The following is a 15,438-nucleotide window of genomic DNA, read 5'->3' as shown; positions in this document are numbered from 1 at the left end:
ACCATCTCACGACGTGAACCTGTGCCGTGCTTCGTGGCAATACAGGGGAGGAGGTGCGGGTGCGAACTTTGGTGAGCGTTCTGGTGTGGTTGGTGGTGGCTCCGCTCGCGGTGTGGGCGGCGCTTCGGTGGAGCCCGTACGACGCGTTGTGGCCGTGGGTGCCGATCGTGGCGTACACGCCGTACGCGGCGGTGGGATCGGTGCTCGCGCTCGTCCTGGCCGGAGCGCTGCGGCGGCGGGTCGCGGGGGCGGTCGCGCTCGTCACCGCCGTGGCGCTGGCGCTGGCCGTGCTGCCTCGCTGGTTCGCCGACACCGGCACCAGCGGCGAGTCGGTCGCGGGCGGGCGGACGCTGCGGGTGCTGGCGGCCAACCTGATGGTGGGCTCGGGTGACCCGGCGGGGCTGATGGACCTGGTAACCAGGCTCCGGCCGGACGTGCTCACGCTGCAGGAGCTCACGCCGAAGGCCGTGGCGGCCCTGGACCGGGCGGGGCTGCGCAAGGTGTTGCCGCAGGCCGTGGTCCGGGCGCTGCCCGGTGTGGGCGGCTCCGGCGTCTACTCGCGCCATCCGCTGACGGCGGGGCCGGCCATCCAGTTCGGCGCGTTCGGGCAGGCCAGTGCGGTGCTCACGGAGCCGGGCGGGACGAGGATCGAGGTGGTGTCCGTGCACCCGTGCGCGCCCCAGTACGTCGGGCCGACGCTCTGCTGGCGGCAGGGGCTGGTCGCCCTGCCGCGCGGCGGCGGGGTCACGCGGGTGCTCGCCGGCGACTTCAACGCCACGCTCGACCACGTGCCGATGCGCGACCTGCTGGCCGCCGGCTACCGCGACGCGGCGGACGTCACCGGGAAGGGTTTCACCGCGACCTATTGGCCCAAGAACGGGCGGGCTCCCGGGGTGGTGATCGACCATGTGCTGGCCTCCGCCGGGATGGGGGTGCGCGCGTTCTCGGTCGAGCGGCTGGAGCGCACCGACCACCGGGCGGTCTTCGCCGAGCTCACGCTGCCCTGACGGCCCAGTTGCCGGGCAGCGGGGGCCTGGCTGACCGTAAACTGTGCGCGTGGTAGCACCCAAGTTCGAGATACAGATGCTGAACGACCGGGTGATGATCCGGCTGGAGCAAGAGACCGAGGAGCGGCGCAGCGGCTCCGGGATCGTCATCCCCGCGACGGTCAAGATGGCCAACCGGCTGGCCTGGGGCGAGGTCTGCGGGGTCGGCTCGAACGTGCGCGCGGTCAAGGTGGGCGACAAGGTGCTGCTCAACCCGGAGGACCAGTTCGAGGTGGAGCTGCACGCGCAGGTCTACCTCGTCATGCGCGAGCGCGACCTGCACGCCGTCGCCACCCAGGAGACCGACCACGGCACCGGCCTCTACCTCTAGTTCTTGTCGTTCCGGTGGAAGGTCAGCCAGAGGCTTGCCTTCCACGTCTGGGACGGGATGCCGGCCAGCACCCGGGTCACCTTGCCCGTCAGGTCGACCACCGACAGGCGGTAGGCGCCCTGATGGGCCATGACCGCGATGACATGGCTCTCGTCCCACCAGCCGAACAGCATCTCCGGGCTGACGGCCACCCGGCTCGCGATCTTGCCGGTGGCCGGGTTCACCAGGCAGAGCTGTTCCTTGAAGCGTGAGGGGCACCACGTGGTCAGGCGGCTGCCCGACGGCGAATAGGCGTCCTCCGGGCCGGTCGGCAGCCCGACGCCCGCGAACGTGCGCAGAGTCGCGCCGTCACTGGCCCGGTAGGTCCGCAGGCCGTCGCCGAACCTGGCGACGAGGTCGCCGCCGGGGCTCCACCAGAAGTCCGCGGCCCCGTCGAGCCCGGCGGGACGGACCGTGCGCGCGGTGCCCGTCACCACGTCGACGACGGTGAAGCCGACGGCGCGCCACTTCCCGCCGACCTTCTGCTCGACGGTGAGCGCCACCCGCTTGCTGTCACGCGACCAGGAGATGTACGAGGCGGCCAGCGGTTTCTTGACCGTGCGCACCCGCCTGCCCTTGCCGCTGGCGCGGTCGGTGAGGAGCAGGGAGTCGTAACCTGCCTGGTAGGACTTGGGGACGCCGGCGACCGTGGCGGCGTCGGGCGATACCGCCGCCTCCGACAGGGTCTGCTGCTGGGCGAAGGTGTTGCCGGTCCTGGCCCTGAGGTAGGTGCTCTTGGTGCCCAGGCCGTAGCTGCTGAGCCGTACGGGATCACCCGCTTTTTCCAGATATTTCACACTGACGCCGGGAAGGGGCAGTGTGTCCGCCTGGGCGGTGGGGAGCTCAGCGGCCGGGAGCTCGGCGATCGGGAGTTCGGCGATCGGAGTGAGCAGGGCGAGCGACAGGGCGACGGCGATGTGGGCGATCACGCCCGCAGGATAGGCCGCGGACGGCGCCATTTCCGGCAGCGATAACGACCCGATCTAGATAATGCGCTGAGCCAGTTCGATGAGATCGATTCCCAGTGTCCTGAGTCCGAAATAGACGATCACGGCCGCGACGGTCACGGTCACGATGAGCACGATGACGCGGATCGTCCAGCCCTGCCGCTTGTACCATTCGGTCCAGTCGTGCAGCACTCGCTTGCCGAACTCCAGCGCCCGGCGCGCCCAGTGAAACTCGGTGGCCAGCACGGCCAGTCCCGCGAACACGATCAGCCAGCCCGGACCGGGGAACGGCACCATGATCAGCCCGCCCACCACCATGATCGCGCCGATGGTGCCAATGACGATCTTCAGCGTCAGCCGGCCGGCGCGGGTGGACCGGATGCCGTCCAGCCAGCCGTGGATGCCCGAACGGCGCTCGGGCATGCTGGAACGATCGGCTGACTCGTCCTTGATCGCGTCGGCGTCTCCGGTCTCGGAGTCCTGGATCGGCAACGTACTCCCCCGCACGGTCGATGTGCCCCCAAGGATACGGCCCCAGAAACCGCTATAGGCTCTCATATCAAGCCCACGACCCACCCAATCCACAAACCATCCCAAACGTAAAATTTCGTGCTTTTATCGGCGCTTTCGGGCAAAAATCGGTTAACGTCTCCTATGCCCGAGGCCCTGCTTCGTACCGTCACCGGTCCCGTTCCCGCGACCGCCATCGACGGTCCTGTCCTATCCCGTGAGCACCTGCGCACCGACATGCGCTGGGCGGTCGGCATCGACTCCGACCCTTACCGCTGGCTCGACGAGGATCAGACCGTCACCGCCGAGCTCCTCGAGCTGCGCCAATCCGACCAGCTCGGCCTGGTCGTCGATCTCACCTGCCTGGGGATGGGCCGCGACGCCGCCGCCCTGGCCCGGATCGCGGTCGGCAGCCGGGTCCCGGTGATCGCCTCGACCGGCCTGTTCGCCGGACCGTTCACCGGTTCCCCTGACGCGGACGTCGAGACGCTCACGAAACGGCTGATGACCGAGATCTCCGACGGTCTCGACGGCATCGGCGTGTTCCCCGGCGTGATCGGCCAGGTCGGCTGCTGCGGCACCGAGCCCACTCCGGCCGAGGAACGCGGCCTGATCGCCGCCGCCCGCGCCGCGCTGGCCTCCCGCCTGCCCGTCGCCACGTACGGGCACAACGGGCTGGCCATGCTGGAGATCCTCCTCGGCCAGGGCCTGCCCGGCGCCCGGGTGAGCGTCGGCTACGCGGGCGCCGACCCGGCCATCGCCCGCAAGATCGCCGAGGCCGGCGCGTACGTCAGCCTGGGCTCACTCGGCCCCGGCCCGGACCAGTCGGCCAGGATCGCGCTCGACCTCATCGAGGACGGTCACGCCGACCGCCTCCTGCTCAGCACCGGCGTCAGCCGGATCGCGCAGGTCAACCGCTACGGCGGGCCCGGCTACGCCCACCTCTTCCACACGCTGCTGCCGCGCCTGCGCGAATCGGGGGTCGGCGAGGACACGATCGGCCTCGTCACCCGCGACAACCCGCTGCGCTGGCTCACCGGCGGATCCGCTTGACCTGAACCGCGCTTGAGGTAGCACCCTTCTCTCATGACGTTCACCCAGGAAGAACTCGACTACCTCGCCACCCAGCAGCTCGGCCGGCTGGCCACGATCTCGCCCGAGGGGCAGGTCCAGAACAGCCCCGTCGGCTTCTTCGTGGATGCCGAAGCAGGCGCGATCACGATCGGCGGCCACAATCTCGGCAAGTCCAAGAAGTATCGGAACATCGCGGCGGGCAGCACGGTCGCCTTCGTCGTGGACGAACTGGCCTCCACCGACCCGTGGGTGGTACGCGGGGTCGAGATCAGGGGGACGGCGCAGGCGCTCGCCGACCAGCAGCCGCCGTTCCCCGGCTTCAGCGCCGAACTGATCCGGATCACCCCCAACAAGATCATCTCGTGGGGTCTGGGTGGGCCGCCCGCCAACCGGAAAGCCTGAAACTGGCTAGGATTAGGGGCTGAGCCAGCCTGGCCAGGTGGGGGGACGGTGACCGAGCACACGCACAGCGGCGACGGCCGTCGTAGGCCGTTCAGGGCGCTGTCCCGGATGGCCCGGCTGGGTGACGTCCCGGTCGTGATCATGCTGGCCTGGGCCGGTTGGTTGGCCGTCCCGTGGTCGTTCAGCGGCCTGGCCCAGGCCCGCGCGGCCGCGGCCGCCGCCGCCGCGGAGGCCGAGCCGCCGCCGGTCGTGTCCTCCGACGCCGTACGGGCTGGCACGTCCACAACCGCCGACGTTTTACGGGGTGGCACGCTTGCGAGCGCGACACCCGCTATGGCGTGGGGCATCCCGGCCCACAGCGTCGCTCCGGCGCCCCGCACGGTCCGCGCCTCCCGCGGCGACGCACCGGGTGATGGGACCCGGGAAGACGAGCTCGGGTGGGCGCTCTGCGACGACGGCGCCGCCACCGCTGTCTGGCCGCTCCATGACAACGCCACAGCCGTCCAACCGCTCCACGACGAGGACGTCCGTCGGCCGTTCCACGGGCAAGGCGCACCACCGGCGGATGTGCTTGCCGTTGAGCGGGCGCGGATCGTCGGGGAGGTGCACGACGCCGCCGGGCATGGGCTGGCGGCCATCGCCATGCAGGCCGGGCTCGCGCTCATCACGCTCGACGACAACCCCGAGCAGGCGCGTGCCTCGCTGCTGGCGATCAAGGAGACCAGCACGACGGCGCTCACCCAGCTACGCGCCGCGCTCGACCGCCTCGACCCGCGCGACAGCACCCACGACCTCGGCGCCAGTGCCCACGACCTGCCGGGCCTGATCGACGGGGTCCGGGCCGCGGGGCTGCCGGTGGACGTGGAACCCGCCGATCCCACTGTGCCCGCTCATCTCAGCGCGACCGTGTACGGGGTGGTGCGCGAATCGCTCACCAACGTGCTGCGCCATGCCGGCCCGACCAGAGCGCTCGTACGGCTGTCCGGCGACCCGGCCGGGCTCGTTCTGGAGATCGCCGACCGCGGCGCCGGCCGGCCGGGGGCGGCCGAAGGGCGCGGCTGGTCAGGGACGGCCGAGGGCCGGGGGCTGGCCGGGATGCGGGCCAGGGTGATCGCGGCGGGCGGCCACTTCACCGCGGGCCCGCGGGACGGCGGCGGCTTCCAGGTTCTCGCCACGTTCCCCGAGAACATCGCGCTCCAGAGCACCGCATTCCAGAGCACCGCGTCTCCGAGCGCCGCATTCCAGAGCGCCGCACTTCAGAGCGCCCCGTCCCAGAACATCGCGCTCCAGAGCGCCGCGTCCCAAAGCGTCACACTCCAGAGCACCGTAGATCACCGGGACACGTCGGATCGCCTGAGCATCGCCGACTCCCCGGCGGACCTGACGTGACCGGGCCGTACTCCGTTCCTCCGCCCCCCGCCCAACCCGACCGGCCAGCCGAACAGGCCGTAGGCCCGGTGATCCGGGTGGCCGTCGCCGACGATCAGGCAGTTGTGCGGATGGGGCTCAGGGCGCTGCTGGAGCGGGAGCCGGGGCTGGAGTGCGTCGGTGAGGCGGCCGACGGCGCGGCGGCGCTCCAGCTCATCCGCCGTACCCGGCCGGACGTGCTGCTGCTCGACATCCGCATGCCCGGCATGGACGGTCTGGCGACCTTGCGGGCCATCGCCGGTGATCGCGAGCTGAGCGGCACCAGGATCGTGGTGGTGACCACGTTCGCGGTGGACGAGTACGTCTTCGCCGCGCTGCAGGCCGGCGCGAGCGGGTTCCTGCTCAAGGACAGTGCCCCCGACGAACTGGCCGGCGCGGTCCGGGTGGTGGCCGCGGGCGAGGCGCTGCTGTCGCCCGCGATCACCAGGAAGGTCATCGGCCTGTTCGGCCGGCACGGCACCGAGCCGGTCGAGGGCCTTGAGACCCTCACGCCACGCGAACGCGAACTCGTCGCCTGGGTGGCCACCGGCAGGTCCAACGAGGAGATCGCCAAGGAGCTGGTGATCAGCCCCGACACCGTCCGTACGCACGTCAGCCGGGCCATGGTCAAGCTCCGCGCCCGCGACCGCGCCCAGTTGGTGGTGTTCGCCATGCGAGCGGGGCTGGCCGTACCCACGTGACCGGCCGTACCAACCTGACGGGCGGTACCGACGTGACCCGGCCGTACCAACGTGACTATCTGAGGAAGCCCTCGTAGTTGCGTTGCTGGAGCTGCGCCTCGATCTGTTTCACCGTGTCGAGCCCCACCCCCACCATGATCAGGATGCTGGTCCCCCCGAACGGGAAGTTCTGCTGCGTACCCGGATCCCGCAGGATCGCGAAGGCCAGCAGCGGCAGCAGCGCCAGCACCCCCAGGTAGACGGCGCCGGGCGCGGTCAGCCGCGACAGCACGTACGCCAGGTACCGCGAGGTCGGCTTGCCAGGGCGTAACCCGGGCACGAACCCGCTGTACCGCTTCATGTTGTCCGCCACCTCGACGGGATTGAAGGTGATCGACACGTAGAAGTACGCGAATCCCACGATCAGCAGGAAAAATCCGATCATGTAGAGCGGGTGCGTCCCACCGGTGAGGTTCCGCGACAGCCACCCGCCGACCTCGTCACCCAGCAGCGGAGCGGCCAGCGTCGGCAGGTACAGCAGCGACGTGGCGAAGATGACCGGCGCGATGCCCGCCTGGTTGACCTTCAGCGGGATGTAGGTGCTGGTCCCGCCGTACATGCGCCGCCCCACCGCCCGCTTGGCGTACTGCACGGGGATGCGCCGCTGCGCCTGTTCCATGAACACCACGGCCGCCACCAGGAACACCCCGGTCACCAGCATCACGACGAAGGCGAACGGGCTGAGCATGAAGATGGTCGACATGTACGACGGGAAATAAGCCACGACCTGCGTGAACATCAGGATCGACATCCCGTTCCCGATCCCCCGGTCGGTCACCAGCTCGCCCAGCCACATCACCATGCTGGTGCCCGCGACCATGGTGAACACGACCACCGCGACGCCCAGCAGGCTCTCGTCGCGCAGCAGCGGCCGTGCGCACCCCGGCAGCAGCTGCCCGCCGCGCGCCAGCGCGACGACCGTGGTGGCGTTGAGCACCGCCAGCCCCACGGTCAGGTACCGCGTGTACTGGATGATCTTCGCCTGCCCCGACTGCCCCTCCTTCCTGAGCGTTTCGAGGCGCGGCACGACGACGGCCAGCAACTGCATCACGATGCTGGCGGTGATGTAGGGCATGACGCCCAGCGCGAAGACCGACAGCTTCAGCATCGCGCCCCCGCTGAGCAGCTGAACCATGTCGAACAACCCGCCGCGCGCCGTCCCCAGGCACTGCTGGACCGCCACGACGTCCACCCCCGGCGACGGCATGATCTGCCCCAGCCGGAACAGCCCGATGACGGCCAGCGTGAACAGCAATTTCTTACGGAGATCCGGCACCCGGAACGCCCTGAACAGCACGGTCAGCATGAGCCGAGTCTGTCGGCGCCCCCGCCGGAGGTCGTCCGCCGAGGAGCGGCACCCGTGTACGCAAATCCGCGTACGCGAGACTGATCGCATGAGCACGCTATGGGTGATCAGCGGGCCGCCGGGCGCGGGCAAGTCCACCGTCGCGGCGGAGCTGCTCGCCCGCCTCGACCCGCCGCCCGCCCTGCTCGACAAGGACACCCTGTACGGCGGCTTCGCCGCCGAGATCCTCCAGGGGTACGGCCGGCACCACGGCGAGCGCGAGGGCCCGTGGTACGACGAGCACATCAAGGTGCACGAGTACGCGGGTCTCACCAGGACCGCCAGGCAGATCCGTGAGCACGGCTGCCCGGTGCTGCTCGACGGCCCGTTCACCACGCAGGTGCACTCGGCGGAGCTGTGGGACAGGTGGGCCGATGAGCTGGGCGGTCCCCCGATCAGGCTGATCTGGGTCCGCTCCGACGGCCCGACTCTGCGCGAGCGCCTGGTGGCCAGGGGGTTCGAGAAGGACGCGGGCAAGCTGGCGGCGTTCGACGCCTACCTGGCGGCGATCCGGGTGTCCGAGCCGCCGGCCGTACCGTATCTGGAGATCGACAACCGGCGTGGCGCGCCGCCCGTCGGCGCGCAGCTCACGGCGGCGGGCCTGCCGCCTCGACCCCGGCCGGTACCCCAATAAACGGCCATACGGGGAAATATCGTGTTAAGGCACTCGATAATCGTCGTCACGCGCGTCGATGATCGCCATGTGGCCCGGCAGATGGCCGATCGCGAAGTCGACGCCGCTCGCCATGATCACCGCCTGCGCTGTCACGCCGCACGCCCAGAACAGCGGCACCTCGCCGGGACGCACCTCCACCGGATCGCCGAAGTCGGGGCGGCCGAGGTCGGCGATCCCGATCGCGGCCGGGTCGCCCACGTGCACGGGCGCCCCGTGCACCTGCGGATAGCGGCGGGTGACCTCGATCGCGACGTCCACGAGCGCCTCCGGGACCGGCCGCATCGACACCACGAGCGGGCCGGACAGCATGCCGGACGGCTGGCACTCCACGCTCGTCCGGTACATCGGCACGTTCGTCCCCATTTCCAGGTGCCTGATCGGCACCCCGGCCCGCAGCAGCGCCTGCTCGAAGGTGAAGCTGCAGCCGATGAGGAACGCCACGAGATCGTCACGCCACTCGGCGACCACGTCGTCGAGGTCGGCGACGGCCTGCCCGTCGCGATAGAGGCGGTAGCCGGGCAGATCGGTACGCAGATCGCCGGGGAACAGCGCGGTGGACCACGCCCCCGGCTCCCCCACGTCCAGCACCGGGCACGCCTGCGCGTTCCGATGCGCGAACAGCAGCAGCTCGTACCCCAGTTCCTTGGGCACGGCGATCAGGTTGGCCTGCGTCCACCCGCCGCACCAACCCGCGGTCGGCACCCGCTCGCCCGCGCGGAAGCGCTCCCGCGCCTGCGCCGGAGTCAGGTCTGCGACATCCACGCTTCGACATTACGCCGGGAAACCGGGCCCGCAATCTGCGGTCGACCTGTGGACCGGGCTGGCCATGGCGGTCTTCGGCGGCGCCTTCGTGATCTGGGCCCGCGTCAAGCGCGTCTGACGCGGGGGGCGGCCGGCCCGTCGGCCCGCCGCCCCTGTCCCGGTCGTGAAACTTTCAGTAATCGAGCCCGAACGTATGGGCGCCCAGGCCGAAACCCCCTCCTTTCGGCACCGCGTACCCCTGCTCGACCAGCATCGCCAGGCTCCGCCGTACCGCGGCCTCTTCCAGGCCGGTCGCGCGGACGAGCGCGGGAAGCTCCGCGCCGCCGGACTCGACCGCCTGCGAGGCGAGCGCCTCGTACACGTGGATGTCCACGTCGGACAGTGCCTGCACGTCGTGATCTCGGGCCATCAGCGCCGCCTCGCCCCGTCCCTGAGCCTGCCCGGGTCGACATCGCGTTCCGGGTAGCGGCGCAGGTACTCGGTCTCCAGTTCGTTGGTCCGCGAGGTGTGGCGCGCGAACGCGGCGGCCGAGCCGTGCAGCAGGGCGTCGGTACGTGTCGCGTGCAGTTGCCGCAGCTCACGCAGCAGGTCGTCGTCCTCGAGTTGCGCTGGATCGATTCCCATCGTCGTCATGGCCTACCCCCTACCCCAGAAGACACCCGACAATATCTGTCATATTTCATGACATAAGGGCATTGTCGGGAGGAGATGACCGCCTTACCTTCCCGTTATGGACCTCGAGCTCAGGCACCTCAGGATCGTTCGCGCGGTCGCGGACGCGGGAAGTGTGAGCAAGGCCGCGTCCCTGCTCGGGCTGGCGCAACCGGCCCTCACCGCACAGCTCAAACGTATCGAGAGGGTGCTGGGCGGCACCCTGTTCGAGCGCGACAGGCACGGCGCCCGGCCCACCCGGCTCGGCGAGCTGGTGCTCGCCCGGGCCCGGGTGCTCCTCCCGGCGGCCAAGGAACTGCAGGATGAGGCCGTACGGTTCGCCCACGCCCCCTCCCCCGGCTTCCGCATCGGCGCCACCAACGGGCCGATACTCGGCGGCCTCGTCGACCGGCTCGCCGCGGAACGGACGGTGAGCACGTACACCTCATGGTCGGCCGACGAGCTCACCACCATGGCCGAGCTCGGCCGGCTCGACTACGTGCTGACCGGCGCCTGCGGCGACGGCGGCACGCCCATCGGCTCGCTGCGGTGGGAGACGATCAGCTACGACCCGGTCTTCACGCTGGTCGCCGACACCCACCCCCTGGCCGGCGAGAAGGAGCTGGAACTGTCCGAACTAGCCCCCGAAAGCTGGGCCGTCACCCCCGGCGACGGCTGCTTCGCCGACTGCTTCGCCACGGCCTGCGCCCGCGCCGGCTTCACCCCTGGAACGATCTACGAGACCGACGTGGCGACCTGCACGCACCTCGCACAGGTCGGCCGGGCCGTGGTGCTCTGCCAGGCCACCCACCAGGCCGCTCCCGGCCTGGCCATGGTCCCGCTCGCGGGCGCACCGCTGCGCTGGCGCCAACTCCTCGGCCACCACCCCGCCGCCCCCGACGCCACCTGGGTCGTGGAACATGCCAAACAGACACACGCCGAGGTGGTTCGGCGAAGCCCCGTCTACCAGGACTGGCTGGTGCGGAACACCGGATTCGGCACCACTCCCTAGCGCACGGACAGGGCCGGGGAGCGCATCCAACGGCTCCCCTCTCCCGTTTCCCGGTCCCGAGCGGCTATGCCAGGGTGTACTCCCACCCCGGCTGCCACGCGAACGGAGCATCCACCAACTCCGACAACTCCGCCCCCTCGAGCAGATTCTGCAGCGCCCACCGATTGGCCGAGTGCGAGATCACCAGCACCGAACACCCCTGCCACTCATCCATCACGTGCTCAAGGAACGCCGCGGTCTCGGCCACCACCTGCCGATAGCTCTGCCCCCCTGGCCACGGCACATCGACGAACCGCCGCCGCAACATCGCCACCTCACTGACCGGCCGCCCGTTGTAGATCCCGTAGTCGCACTCCCGCAACCTGGAGTCGAGCCGAATCGTCTGTTCATCTCCGAACGCGACCTCCGCGGTCTGCGCCGCCCGCCGCAGATCAGACGCGTACACCACGTCCACGTCCCGCCGCCGCACCCCCAACTCCACGGCCAACTCCCGTCCGACCTGGGACAACTCCCCCGGCAACCAACCGGTGGCGATGCCCGTCTCGTTGTCGACCGTGGGGGAATGCGTCTCGTAGATCAGCCTGACCGCCATACCACCGACGCTACCGGCCGATCACAACCGTTGACGTACGCGCTGAGTGAACGAGGACGATCTATGCTGGCATGGTGGCTCAGGTGTGGAAGGATGCATGTTTGCAAGGGGCGGTAGCTCAGCCGGTCAGAGCATCGGACTCATAATCCGTGGGTCGTGGGTTCAAGTCCCACCCGCCCTACTCTTCAACACCGCGTTCGGCCTGGGGTTTCTCGATCCTCATTGATCTTCAGCCTTGCTGTTGATCCTGGTTGGTTGCTCGGTGGTTACGCTTGTGTACGGACCGTTTATTGCGGCAGATCGTTTAGGCGGTCATCGTCAACTCATGGCCGTGAGTCAGGTGTCGACGGGTTGTCCGGCGTTGCGGGCGCGGTAGGTGTCCTCGATTGTGTCGCCGCGGTGCAGGCCCCAGCTGACGATCCGCACCGGGCGCAGCAAGATCAGCGGTCGGTCGCCGTGTACCGCCTCGGCGGGACCGCGGATCTCCACGCCGCGAGGCCGCCATGGCGGCAGCACGTCGTCGATCACCAAGGCGGCGCGGCCGGTCCGCGCGACGTCCCGGAACTTCTTGGAGCGTACGAGGTTACGCCCGCCGATCTCGATGACCATGCCCACCTCGACGCCCGTCTCGACGAGCTGCCAGCCGACCGGGGCGACGTGCGGCATGCCGTCGGCGCCGACGGTGGCCAGCCGTCCCAGCCGCCGCTCAGCGCGCAGGTAGGCCAGTTCGCGTTCGCTGAAGATGCTCATGCCGCCGCCGTTCGCAGGATCCGCACGGCGTACGGTGAGAGCGCCGCGCCGAGGACCGCCACGCCCGCGCCCAGCCAGAACAGGGCGGTGAAGGCCGAGTCGGGCACGGCCGCAGCGCGGCCGACGGTGCTGGAGGCGATCACGGCGGCGGCGAGCTGGCTGCCGACGACGCCGCCGACGGTGCGGGCGATGTTGTTGAGGCCGTTCGCGGTGCCGGTCCTGACCGGCGGCACGATGTCGGCGATCAGTTTGGGCAGCGCTCCCATGACGAGCCCGGACCCCGCTCCGACCACCCCGTAGAACACCAGGTAATGCCAGTGATCGCCGTGCGCCAGGGCGATCAGCGCCGATCCGGCGGCCATCGCCAGGAACCCGATGGCCAGCGGCCAGCGAGAGCCGAAGGCCCGCGCGATCCGGCCGACCGCCATGCCCGCCGGGATGATGGCCAGCATGCCGGGCAGCATCAGCAGACCGGCCACCGTGACCGAGGCGCCGAAACCGGCGCCGTCCGGACCGGGCTGCTGCTGGGCGAACAGCGGTATCGCCACGTAGAAGAAGTACGACCCCGCGCCGAACACCAGCGCGGCCAGGTGCGTGGCCAGCATCGGCCGGTCGGTCAGCTCGCCGACGTCGATGAGCGCGTCGCCCCTGCGCCGCTCCAGCGCGAGCAGCGCGGCCGCGAGCAGCACCCCCAGCGCGAACAGGCCGAGCACCGGCGCCGACACCCACCCCCAGGAGGGGCCCTGGGTGAGGGCGAGCAGCACCGCGACCAGGCTGAGGGCGAACAGCAGCGAGCCCGGCACGTCAAGCCCGCCGGAGGCGGCGCGCTCACCACGGGGCACCCATCGCGCGACCATGCCCAGGCTGGTCAGCGCCAGCAGCGCGCCGAGGACGAACAGGTAGCGCCAGGACAGCCGGTCGGCGAGCAGCCCGCCGACCACCAGCCCGGCCCCGGCTCCCGCGCCGACGATGCCGGAGACCAGTCCCATCGCGAACGGCAGCCGTTCTCTGGGCAGCGCCTCGCGCAGGATCGCCATCGACAACGGCACCACCGCCAGCGCCGCCCCTTGCACGACGCGGGCGGCGATGAGCTGGGCGATGTCCTGGGCGAGGGCGGCGCCGGCCATGCCGAGGGCGTACGCGGCGAGCACGCCGACCATCGTGCGGCGCTTGCCGTACAGGTCGCCGAGGCGCCCGAGCAGTGGGGTGAGCACCGCGCTGGACAGCAGGAACGCGCTGAGGATCCAGGCCGACCAGGCCGGGGTGGTGCGCAGTTCGCGGGTGAGCAGGCCGAGCGCGGGGACCACGACCGTCTGCATCAGGGAGTAGCCGAAGACCGTCGTGACGAGCGCCGCGATGAGTCGCCTGGGGGACGCCGACATGGTTCCGCCTCCAAGACAGATAGTTTGCAATACGAACAGTTCGTACTACCAACAACATAGTTGGGAGTACGAACCATAAGCAACTACACTCGGCCGCGGGAGGTCACATGAGGAGCACGACGAACGCCCCCACGGGCCCCGGGCTGGGATTCGCCTCGGCGCTGGTGCGGATGTCGCACCTGGTGCAGCACGTCTTCGCCGACGTCAGCCGCGAGCGGGACATCACCCCGCAACAGGCGCAACTGCTGTGCGTGCTGACCGACGCCCCGGCCGGGATGACCGACCTCACCAGGCTCCTGCACCTGGAGAAGTCGAGCCTCACCGGCCTGGTGGACCGGGTGGAGCGCCGTGGACTCGTCCGCCGCGTCCGCGACGGCGCCGACCGGCGCGCGTGCCGGGTCGAACTGACATCGGAGGGCGAGGTCCTCGCCGTACAGGTGCACGGGGAGATCGTCAGCAGGCTGGAGAAGCTGGCCGAAGGGCTGCACGACGACGACCGAACCCGGGTCGCCTCCTCCCTGATCCACCTGCTCGCGCAGACGCCCTGGGCGGCAACCCACTGACCGCGATAGAAGGCCGCAGGCGTGTCACGCGTCAGCGGTTCGAGGAATGCGGATGGCCTCGACCCAGGCGGGCGGGGGCGGCGGATCCGCGCCGATGAGCGCGGCGATGAGACGGGACGACGACGGTGCCTCGGGCCACGGAGTGAAGCCATCGGTCAGCACGATCACGACGCCAGGCCGTTCGGGCAGGGCGAGGGCTGCCCTGATGCCGACCCGCATGTCGGTGCCGCCCCCACCGGCGAGATTCACCTGCTGCGCGGACGTCACTCGAGCAGCGGTCCGCACGTCGGCATCGCAGGCGAGCACCGCGACCCGGTTACCGCCGACGCCGACCTCCCGCAGTACGCCGGTGACCTCGGCGAGAGCCTCCGCGAGGTCGTCCTCGCCCATGGACCCCGAGGTGTCGATGACGATCGCGACGACCGGCAGTGGGCGCCGCAGGCTCGGCAGCACGACGCCGCGCAGTGCGGCGGTGCGGCGGGACGGGCGGTGGTAGGTGTAGTCGACCGCCCCGGTGGCCCAGGCGACCGCCTCCCGTACGGCGCCCGCGAGCACGCGGCGCCAATCGACCGTCGGTTCCAGGATCTGGTCCGCCCAGCGTTGCCAGCCGGCCGGGAGGCTGCCGCGGTTGCGCCGGTGGGCGCGCATCGCCTCGGCGGTATGCCGGCGCAGAGCCTCGGCCTCGACCGTGTTGACGCCGCCCGGCCCTCCGTCACCGGTGATCTCCCAGTCACCCCGTGAGCCGTGGGCGCCGGAGCCGCAGTCGGAGCAGACGGCGGACGGCGGCAGGTGCGGGAGATACTCTTCGAACAGCCGTCCGGTCGTCAGACCGAAGGTGCCGGGTTCCATCCGCCCTTCCGGCAGTACCAGCCCGTCGGCGAGCAGGTCATCGTTGATCTCGCAGTCCTGGGCGACGTTCACGCGCAACCGGTCGCGCTGGTCGGTGGCCGGCAGCCGGTCCGCACGTCCGTGGTGGTCGCGCAGCACGTGAGCCAGCTCATGGATCCATACGCCCGCGAGTTCGGGGACGGACGTGGCCGCGACGAACGCCGGTGACACGTAGCACCGCCAGTGCCGGTCGACGGCCATCGTCGGCACGCCGGTGCTCGGCACGACCGTCAGCGAGTAGAGCGCGGAGGCGAGGTACGGCCGCTCGCTCGCGGCACGGTACCGCGCGGCGAGCAACTTGACCTGGTCGAATTCGGCCAT

The 15,438-nt window shown here is 70.4% G+C and carries 19 protein-coding genes and 1 tRNA gene; 10 read left to right on the top strand and 10 right to left on the bottom strand.

What is annotated here, in order from left to right:
• Positions 1-59: 59 nt before the first annotated feature.
• Complete coding sequence (locus tag AB0F17_RS06195; protein ID WP_358017053.1) at positions 60-1,007, top strand: endonuclease/exonuclease/phosphatase family protein; 948 nt, start codon at positions 60-62, stop codon at positions 1,005-1,007.
• Positions 1,008-1,056: 49 nt separating this feature from the next.
• Positions 1,057-1,377, top strand: a complete 321-nt coding sequence (locus AB0F17_RS06190; RefSeq protein WP_219533268.1) for a co-chaperone GroES — start codon at positions 1,057-1,059, stop codon at positions 1,375-1,377.
• Here AB0F17_RS06190 and AB0F17_RS06185 read toward each other — a convergent pair.
• Positions 1,374-2,345: a hypothetical protein gene (locus tag AB0F17_RS06185; protein WP_358017050.1), complete on the bottom strand. Its 972-nt coding sequence runs from the start codon at positions 2,343-2,345 to the stop codon at positions 1,374-1,376. The two genes, AB0F17_RS06190 and AB0F17_RS06185, sit on opposite strands and share 4 nt — an antisense overlap.
• A 54-nt stretch (positions 2,346-2,399) precedes the next feature.
• Positions 2,400-2,855 carry a TIGR02611 family protein gene (locus AB0F17_RS06180; RefSeq protein ID WP_358017047.1) on the bottom strand — a complete coding sequence of 152 codons (456 nt, stop codon included), beginning with the start codon at positions 2,853-2,855 and terminating at the stop codon, positions 2,400-2,402.
• A 162-nt stretch (positions 2,856-3,017) separates the two neighbouring features.
• Between AB0F17_RS06180 and AB0F17_RS06175 the strand changes: the two genes are divergently transcribed.
• From AB0F17_RS06175 to AB0F17_RS06160, 4 genes are all read left to right on the top strand, one after another.
• A complete protein-coding gene (locus tag AB0F17_RS06175; RefSeq protein ID WP_358017044.1) occupies positions 3,018-3,926 on the top strand; it encodes an aryldialkylphosphatase in 909 nt (302 codons plus the stop codon).
• Positions 3,927-3,959: 33 nt separating this feature from the next.
• Positions 3,960-4,349: a PPOX class F420-dependent oxidoreductase gene (locus tag AB0F17_RS06170; RefSeq protein WP_358017041.1), complete on the top strand. Its 390-nt coding sequence runs from the start codon at positions 3,960-3,962 to the stop codon at positions 4,347-4,349.
• A 48-nt stretch (positions 4,350-4,397) separates the two neighbouring features.
• Entirely contained in the window at positions 4,398-5,738 is a 1,341-nt protein-coding gene (locus AB0F17_RS06165) for a histidine kinase (protein WP_358017038.1), read from the top strand.
• A gap of 68 nt (positions 5,739-5,806) precedes the next feature.
• Entirely contained in the window at positions 5,807-6,457 is a 651-nt protein-coding gene (locus AB0F17_RS06160) for a response regulator transcription factor (protein WP_214643784.1), read from the top strand.
• 55 nt (positions 6,458-6,512) lie between these two features.
• On the opposite strand, the gene secY is transcribed toward AB0F17_RS06160, so the two are convergent.
• Complete coding sequence (secY, locus tag AB0F17_RS06155; RefSeq protein ID WP_358017035.1) at positions 6,513-7,802, bottom strand: preprotein translocase subunit SecY; 1,290 nt, start codon at positions 7,800-7,802, stop codon at positions 6,513-6,515.
• A gap of 88 nt (positions 7,803-7,890) precedes the next feature.
• Between secY and AB0F17_RS06150 the strand changes: the two genes are divergently transcribed.
• Complete coding sequence (locus AB0F17_RS06150) at positions 7,891-8,475, top strand: AAA family ATPase (protein WP_358017032.1); 585 nt, start codon at positions 7,891-7,893, stop codon at positions 8,473-8,475.
• A 24-nt stretch (positions 8,476-8,499) separates the two neighbouring features.
• On the opposite strand, the gene AB0F17_RS06145 is transcribed toward AB0F17_RS06150, so the two are convergent.
• The 3 genes from AB0F17_RS06145 to AB0F17_RS06135 all read right to left on the bottom strand — a co-directional run bounded on the left by AB0F17_RS06145 (position 8,500) and on the right by AB0F17_RS06135 (position 9,912).
• Positions 8,500-9,279: a putative hydro-lyase gene (locus AB0F17_RS06145; RefSeq protein WP_358017029.1), complete on the bottom strand. Its 780-nt coding sequence runs from the start codon at positions 9,277-9,279 to the stop codon at positions 8,500-8,502.
• Between the two features lie 172 nt (positions 9,280-9,451).
• Positions 9,452-9,688 (bottom strand): hypothetical protein, encoded by a 237-nt coding sequence (locus tag AB0F17_RS06140; protein WP_358017026.1) that lies wholly within the window; start codon positions 9,686-9,688, stop codon positions 9,452-9,454.
• Entirely contained in the window at positions 9,688-9,912 is a 225-nt protein-coding gene (locus AB0F17_RS06135; RefSeq protein WP_219533279.1) for a DUF6158 family protein, read from the bottom strand. Before AB0F17_RS06135 ends, AB0F17_RS06140 begins: the two co-directional genes overlap by 1 nt.
• Before the next feature lie 97 nt (positions 9,913-10,009).
• On the opposite strand from AB0F17_RS06135, the gene AB0F17_RS06130 reads away from it, so the two are divergent.
• Positions 10,010-10,942, top strand: coding sequence for a LysR family transcriptional regulator (locus tag AB0F17_RS06130; protein ID WP_358017023.1), 933 nt, complete (start codon positions 10,010-10,012; stop codon positions 10,940-10,942).
• A 64-nt stretch (positions 10,943-11,006) separates the two neighbouring features.
• Here the strand turns inward: AB0F17_RS06130 and AB0F17_RS06125 are convergent, their stop codons facing one another.
• Entirely contained in the window at positions 11,007-11,534 is a 528-nt protein-coding gene (locus AB0F17_RS06125; RefSeq protein WP_358017020.1) for a histidine phosphatase family protein, read from the bottom strand.
• Positions 11,535-11,641: 107 nt separating this feature from the next.
• Here AB0F17_RS06125 and AB0F17_RS06120 point away from each other — a divergent pair.
• Positions 11,642-11,715: transfer RNA gene (locus tag AB0F17_RS06120), tRNA-Ile, on the top strand.
• Positions 11,716-11,870: 155 nt separating this feature from the next.
• Here the strand turns inward: AB0F17_RS06120 and AB0F17_RS06115 are convergent.
• Positions 11,871-12,284, bottom strand: coding sequence for a PPOX class F420-dependent oxidoreductase (locus AB0F17_RS06115; RefSeq protein WP_358017017.1), 414 nt, complete (start codon positions 12,282-12,284; stop codon positions 11,871-11,873).
• A complete protein-coding gene (locus AB0F17_RS06110) occupies positions 12,281-13,666 on the bottom strand; it encodes an MFS transporter (protein WP_358017014.1) in 1,386 nt (461 codons plus the stop codon). Before AB0F17_RS06110 ends, AB0F17_RS06115 begins: the two co-directional genes overlap by 4 nt.
• A gap of 107 nt (positions 13,667-13,773) precedes the next feature.
• Between AB0F17_RS06110 and AB0F17_RS06105 the strand changes: the two genes are divergently transcribed.
• A complete protein-coding gene (locus AB0F17_RS06105; RefSeq protein ID WP_358017011.1) occupies positions 13,774-14,229 on the top strand; it encodes a MarR family transcriptional regulator in 456 nt (151 codons plus the stop codon).
• A gap of 24 nt (positions 14,230-14,253) precedes the next feature.
• On the opposite strand, the gene AB0F17_RS06100 is transcribed toward AB0F17_RS06105, so the two are convergent.
• Positions 14,254-15,438, bottom strand: a complete 1,185-nt coding sequence (locus tag AB0F17_RS06100) for a VWA-like domain-containing protein (RefSeq protein WP_358017008.1) — start codon at positions 15,436-15,438, stop codon at positions 14,254-14,256.

It is taken from the genome of Nonomuraea sp. NPDC026600 (assembly GCF_040638335.1).
Lineage (GTDB): Bacteria > Actinomycetota > Actinomycetes > Streptosporangiales > Streptosporangiaceae > Nonomuraea.
This window is presented reverse-complemented; position numbering and strand designations above follow the sequence as displayed.

Coding starts and splice junctions, on each gene's coding strand:
- AB0F17_RS06175 (WP_358017044.1), top strand. CDS start 3,018: ATGCCCGAGGCCCTGCTTCGTACCGTCACCGGTCCCGTTCCCGCGACC.
- AB0F17_RS06170 (WP_358017041.1), top strand. CDS start 3,960: ATGACGTTCACCCAGGAAGAACTCGACTACCTCGCCACCCAGCAGCTC.
- secY (WP_358017035.1), bottom strand. CDS start 7,802: ATGCTGACCGTGCTGTTCAGGGCGTTCCGGGTGCCGGATCTCCGTAAG.
- AB0F17_RS06150 (WP_358017032.1), top strand. CDS start 7,891: ATGAGCACGCTATGGGTGATCAGCGGGCCGCCGGGCGCGGGCAAGTCC.
- AB0F17_RS06140 (WP_358017026.1), bottom strand. CDS start 9,688: ATGGCCCGAGATCACGACGTGCAGGCACTGTCCGACGTGGACATCCAC.
- AB0F17_RS06135 (WP_219533279.1), bottom strand. CDS start 9,912: ATGACGACGATGGGAATCGATCCAGCGCAACTCGAGGACGACGACCTG.
- AB0F17_RS06130 (WP_358017023.1), top strand. CDS start 10,010: ATGGACCTCGAGCTCAGGCACCTCAGGATCGTTCGCGCGGTCGCGGAC.
- AB0F17_RS06125 (WP_358017020.1), bottom strand. CDS start 11,534: ATGGCGGTCAGGCTGATCTACGAGACGCATTCCCCCACGGTCGACAAC.
- AB0F17_RS06115 (WP_358017017.1), bottom strand. CDS start 12,284: ATGAGCATCTTCAGCGAACGCGAACTGGCCTACCTGCGCGCTGAGCGG.
- AB0F17_RS06110 (WP_358017014.1), bottom strand. CDS start 13,666: ATGTCGGCGTCCCCCAGGCGACTCATCGCGGCGCTCGTCACGACGGTC.
- AB0F17_RS06105 (WP_358017011.1), top strand. CDS start 13,774: ATGAGGAGCACGACGAACGCCCCCACGGGCCCCGGGCTGGGATTCGCC.
- AB0F17_RS06100 (WP_358017008.1), bottom strand. CDS start 15,438: ATGGCCGAATTCGACCAGGTCAAGTTGCTCGCCGCGCGGTACCGTGCC.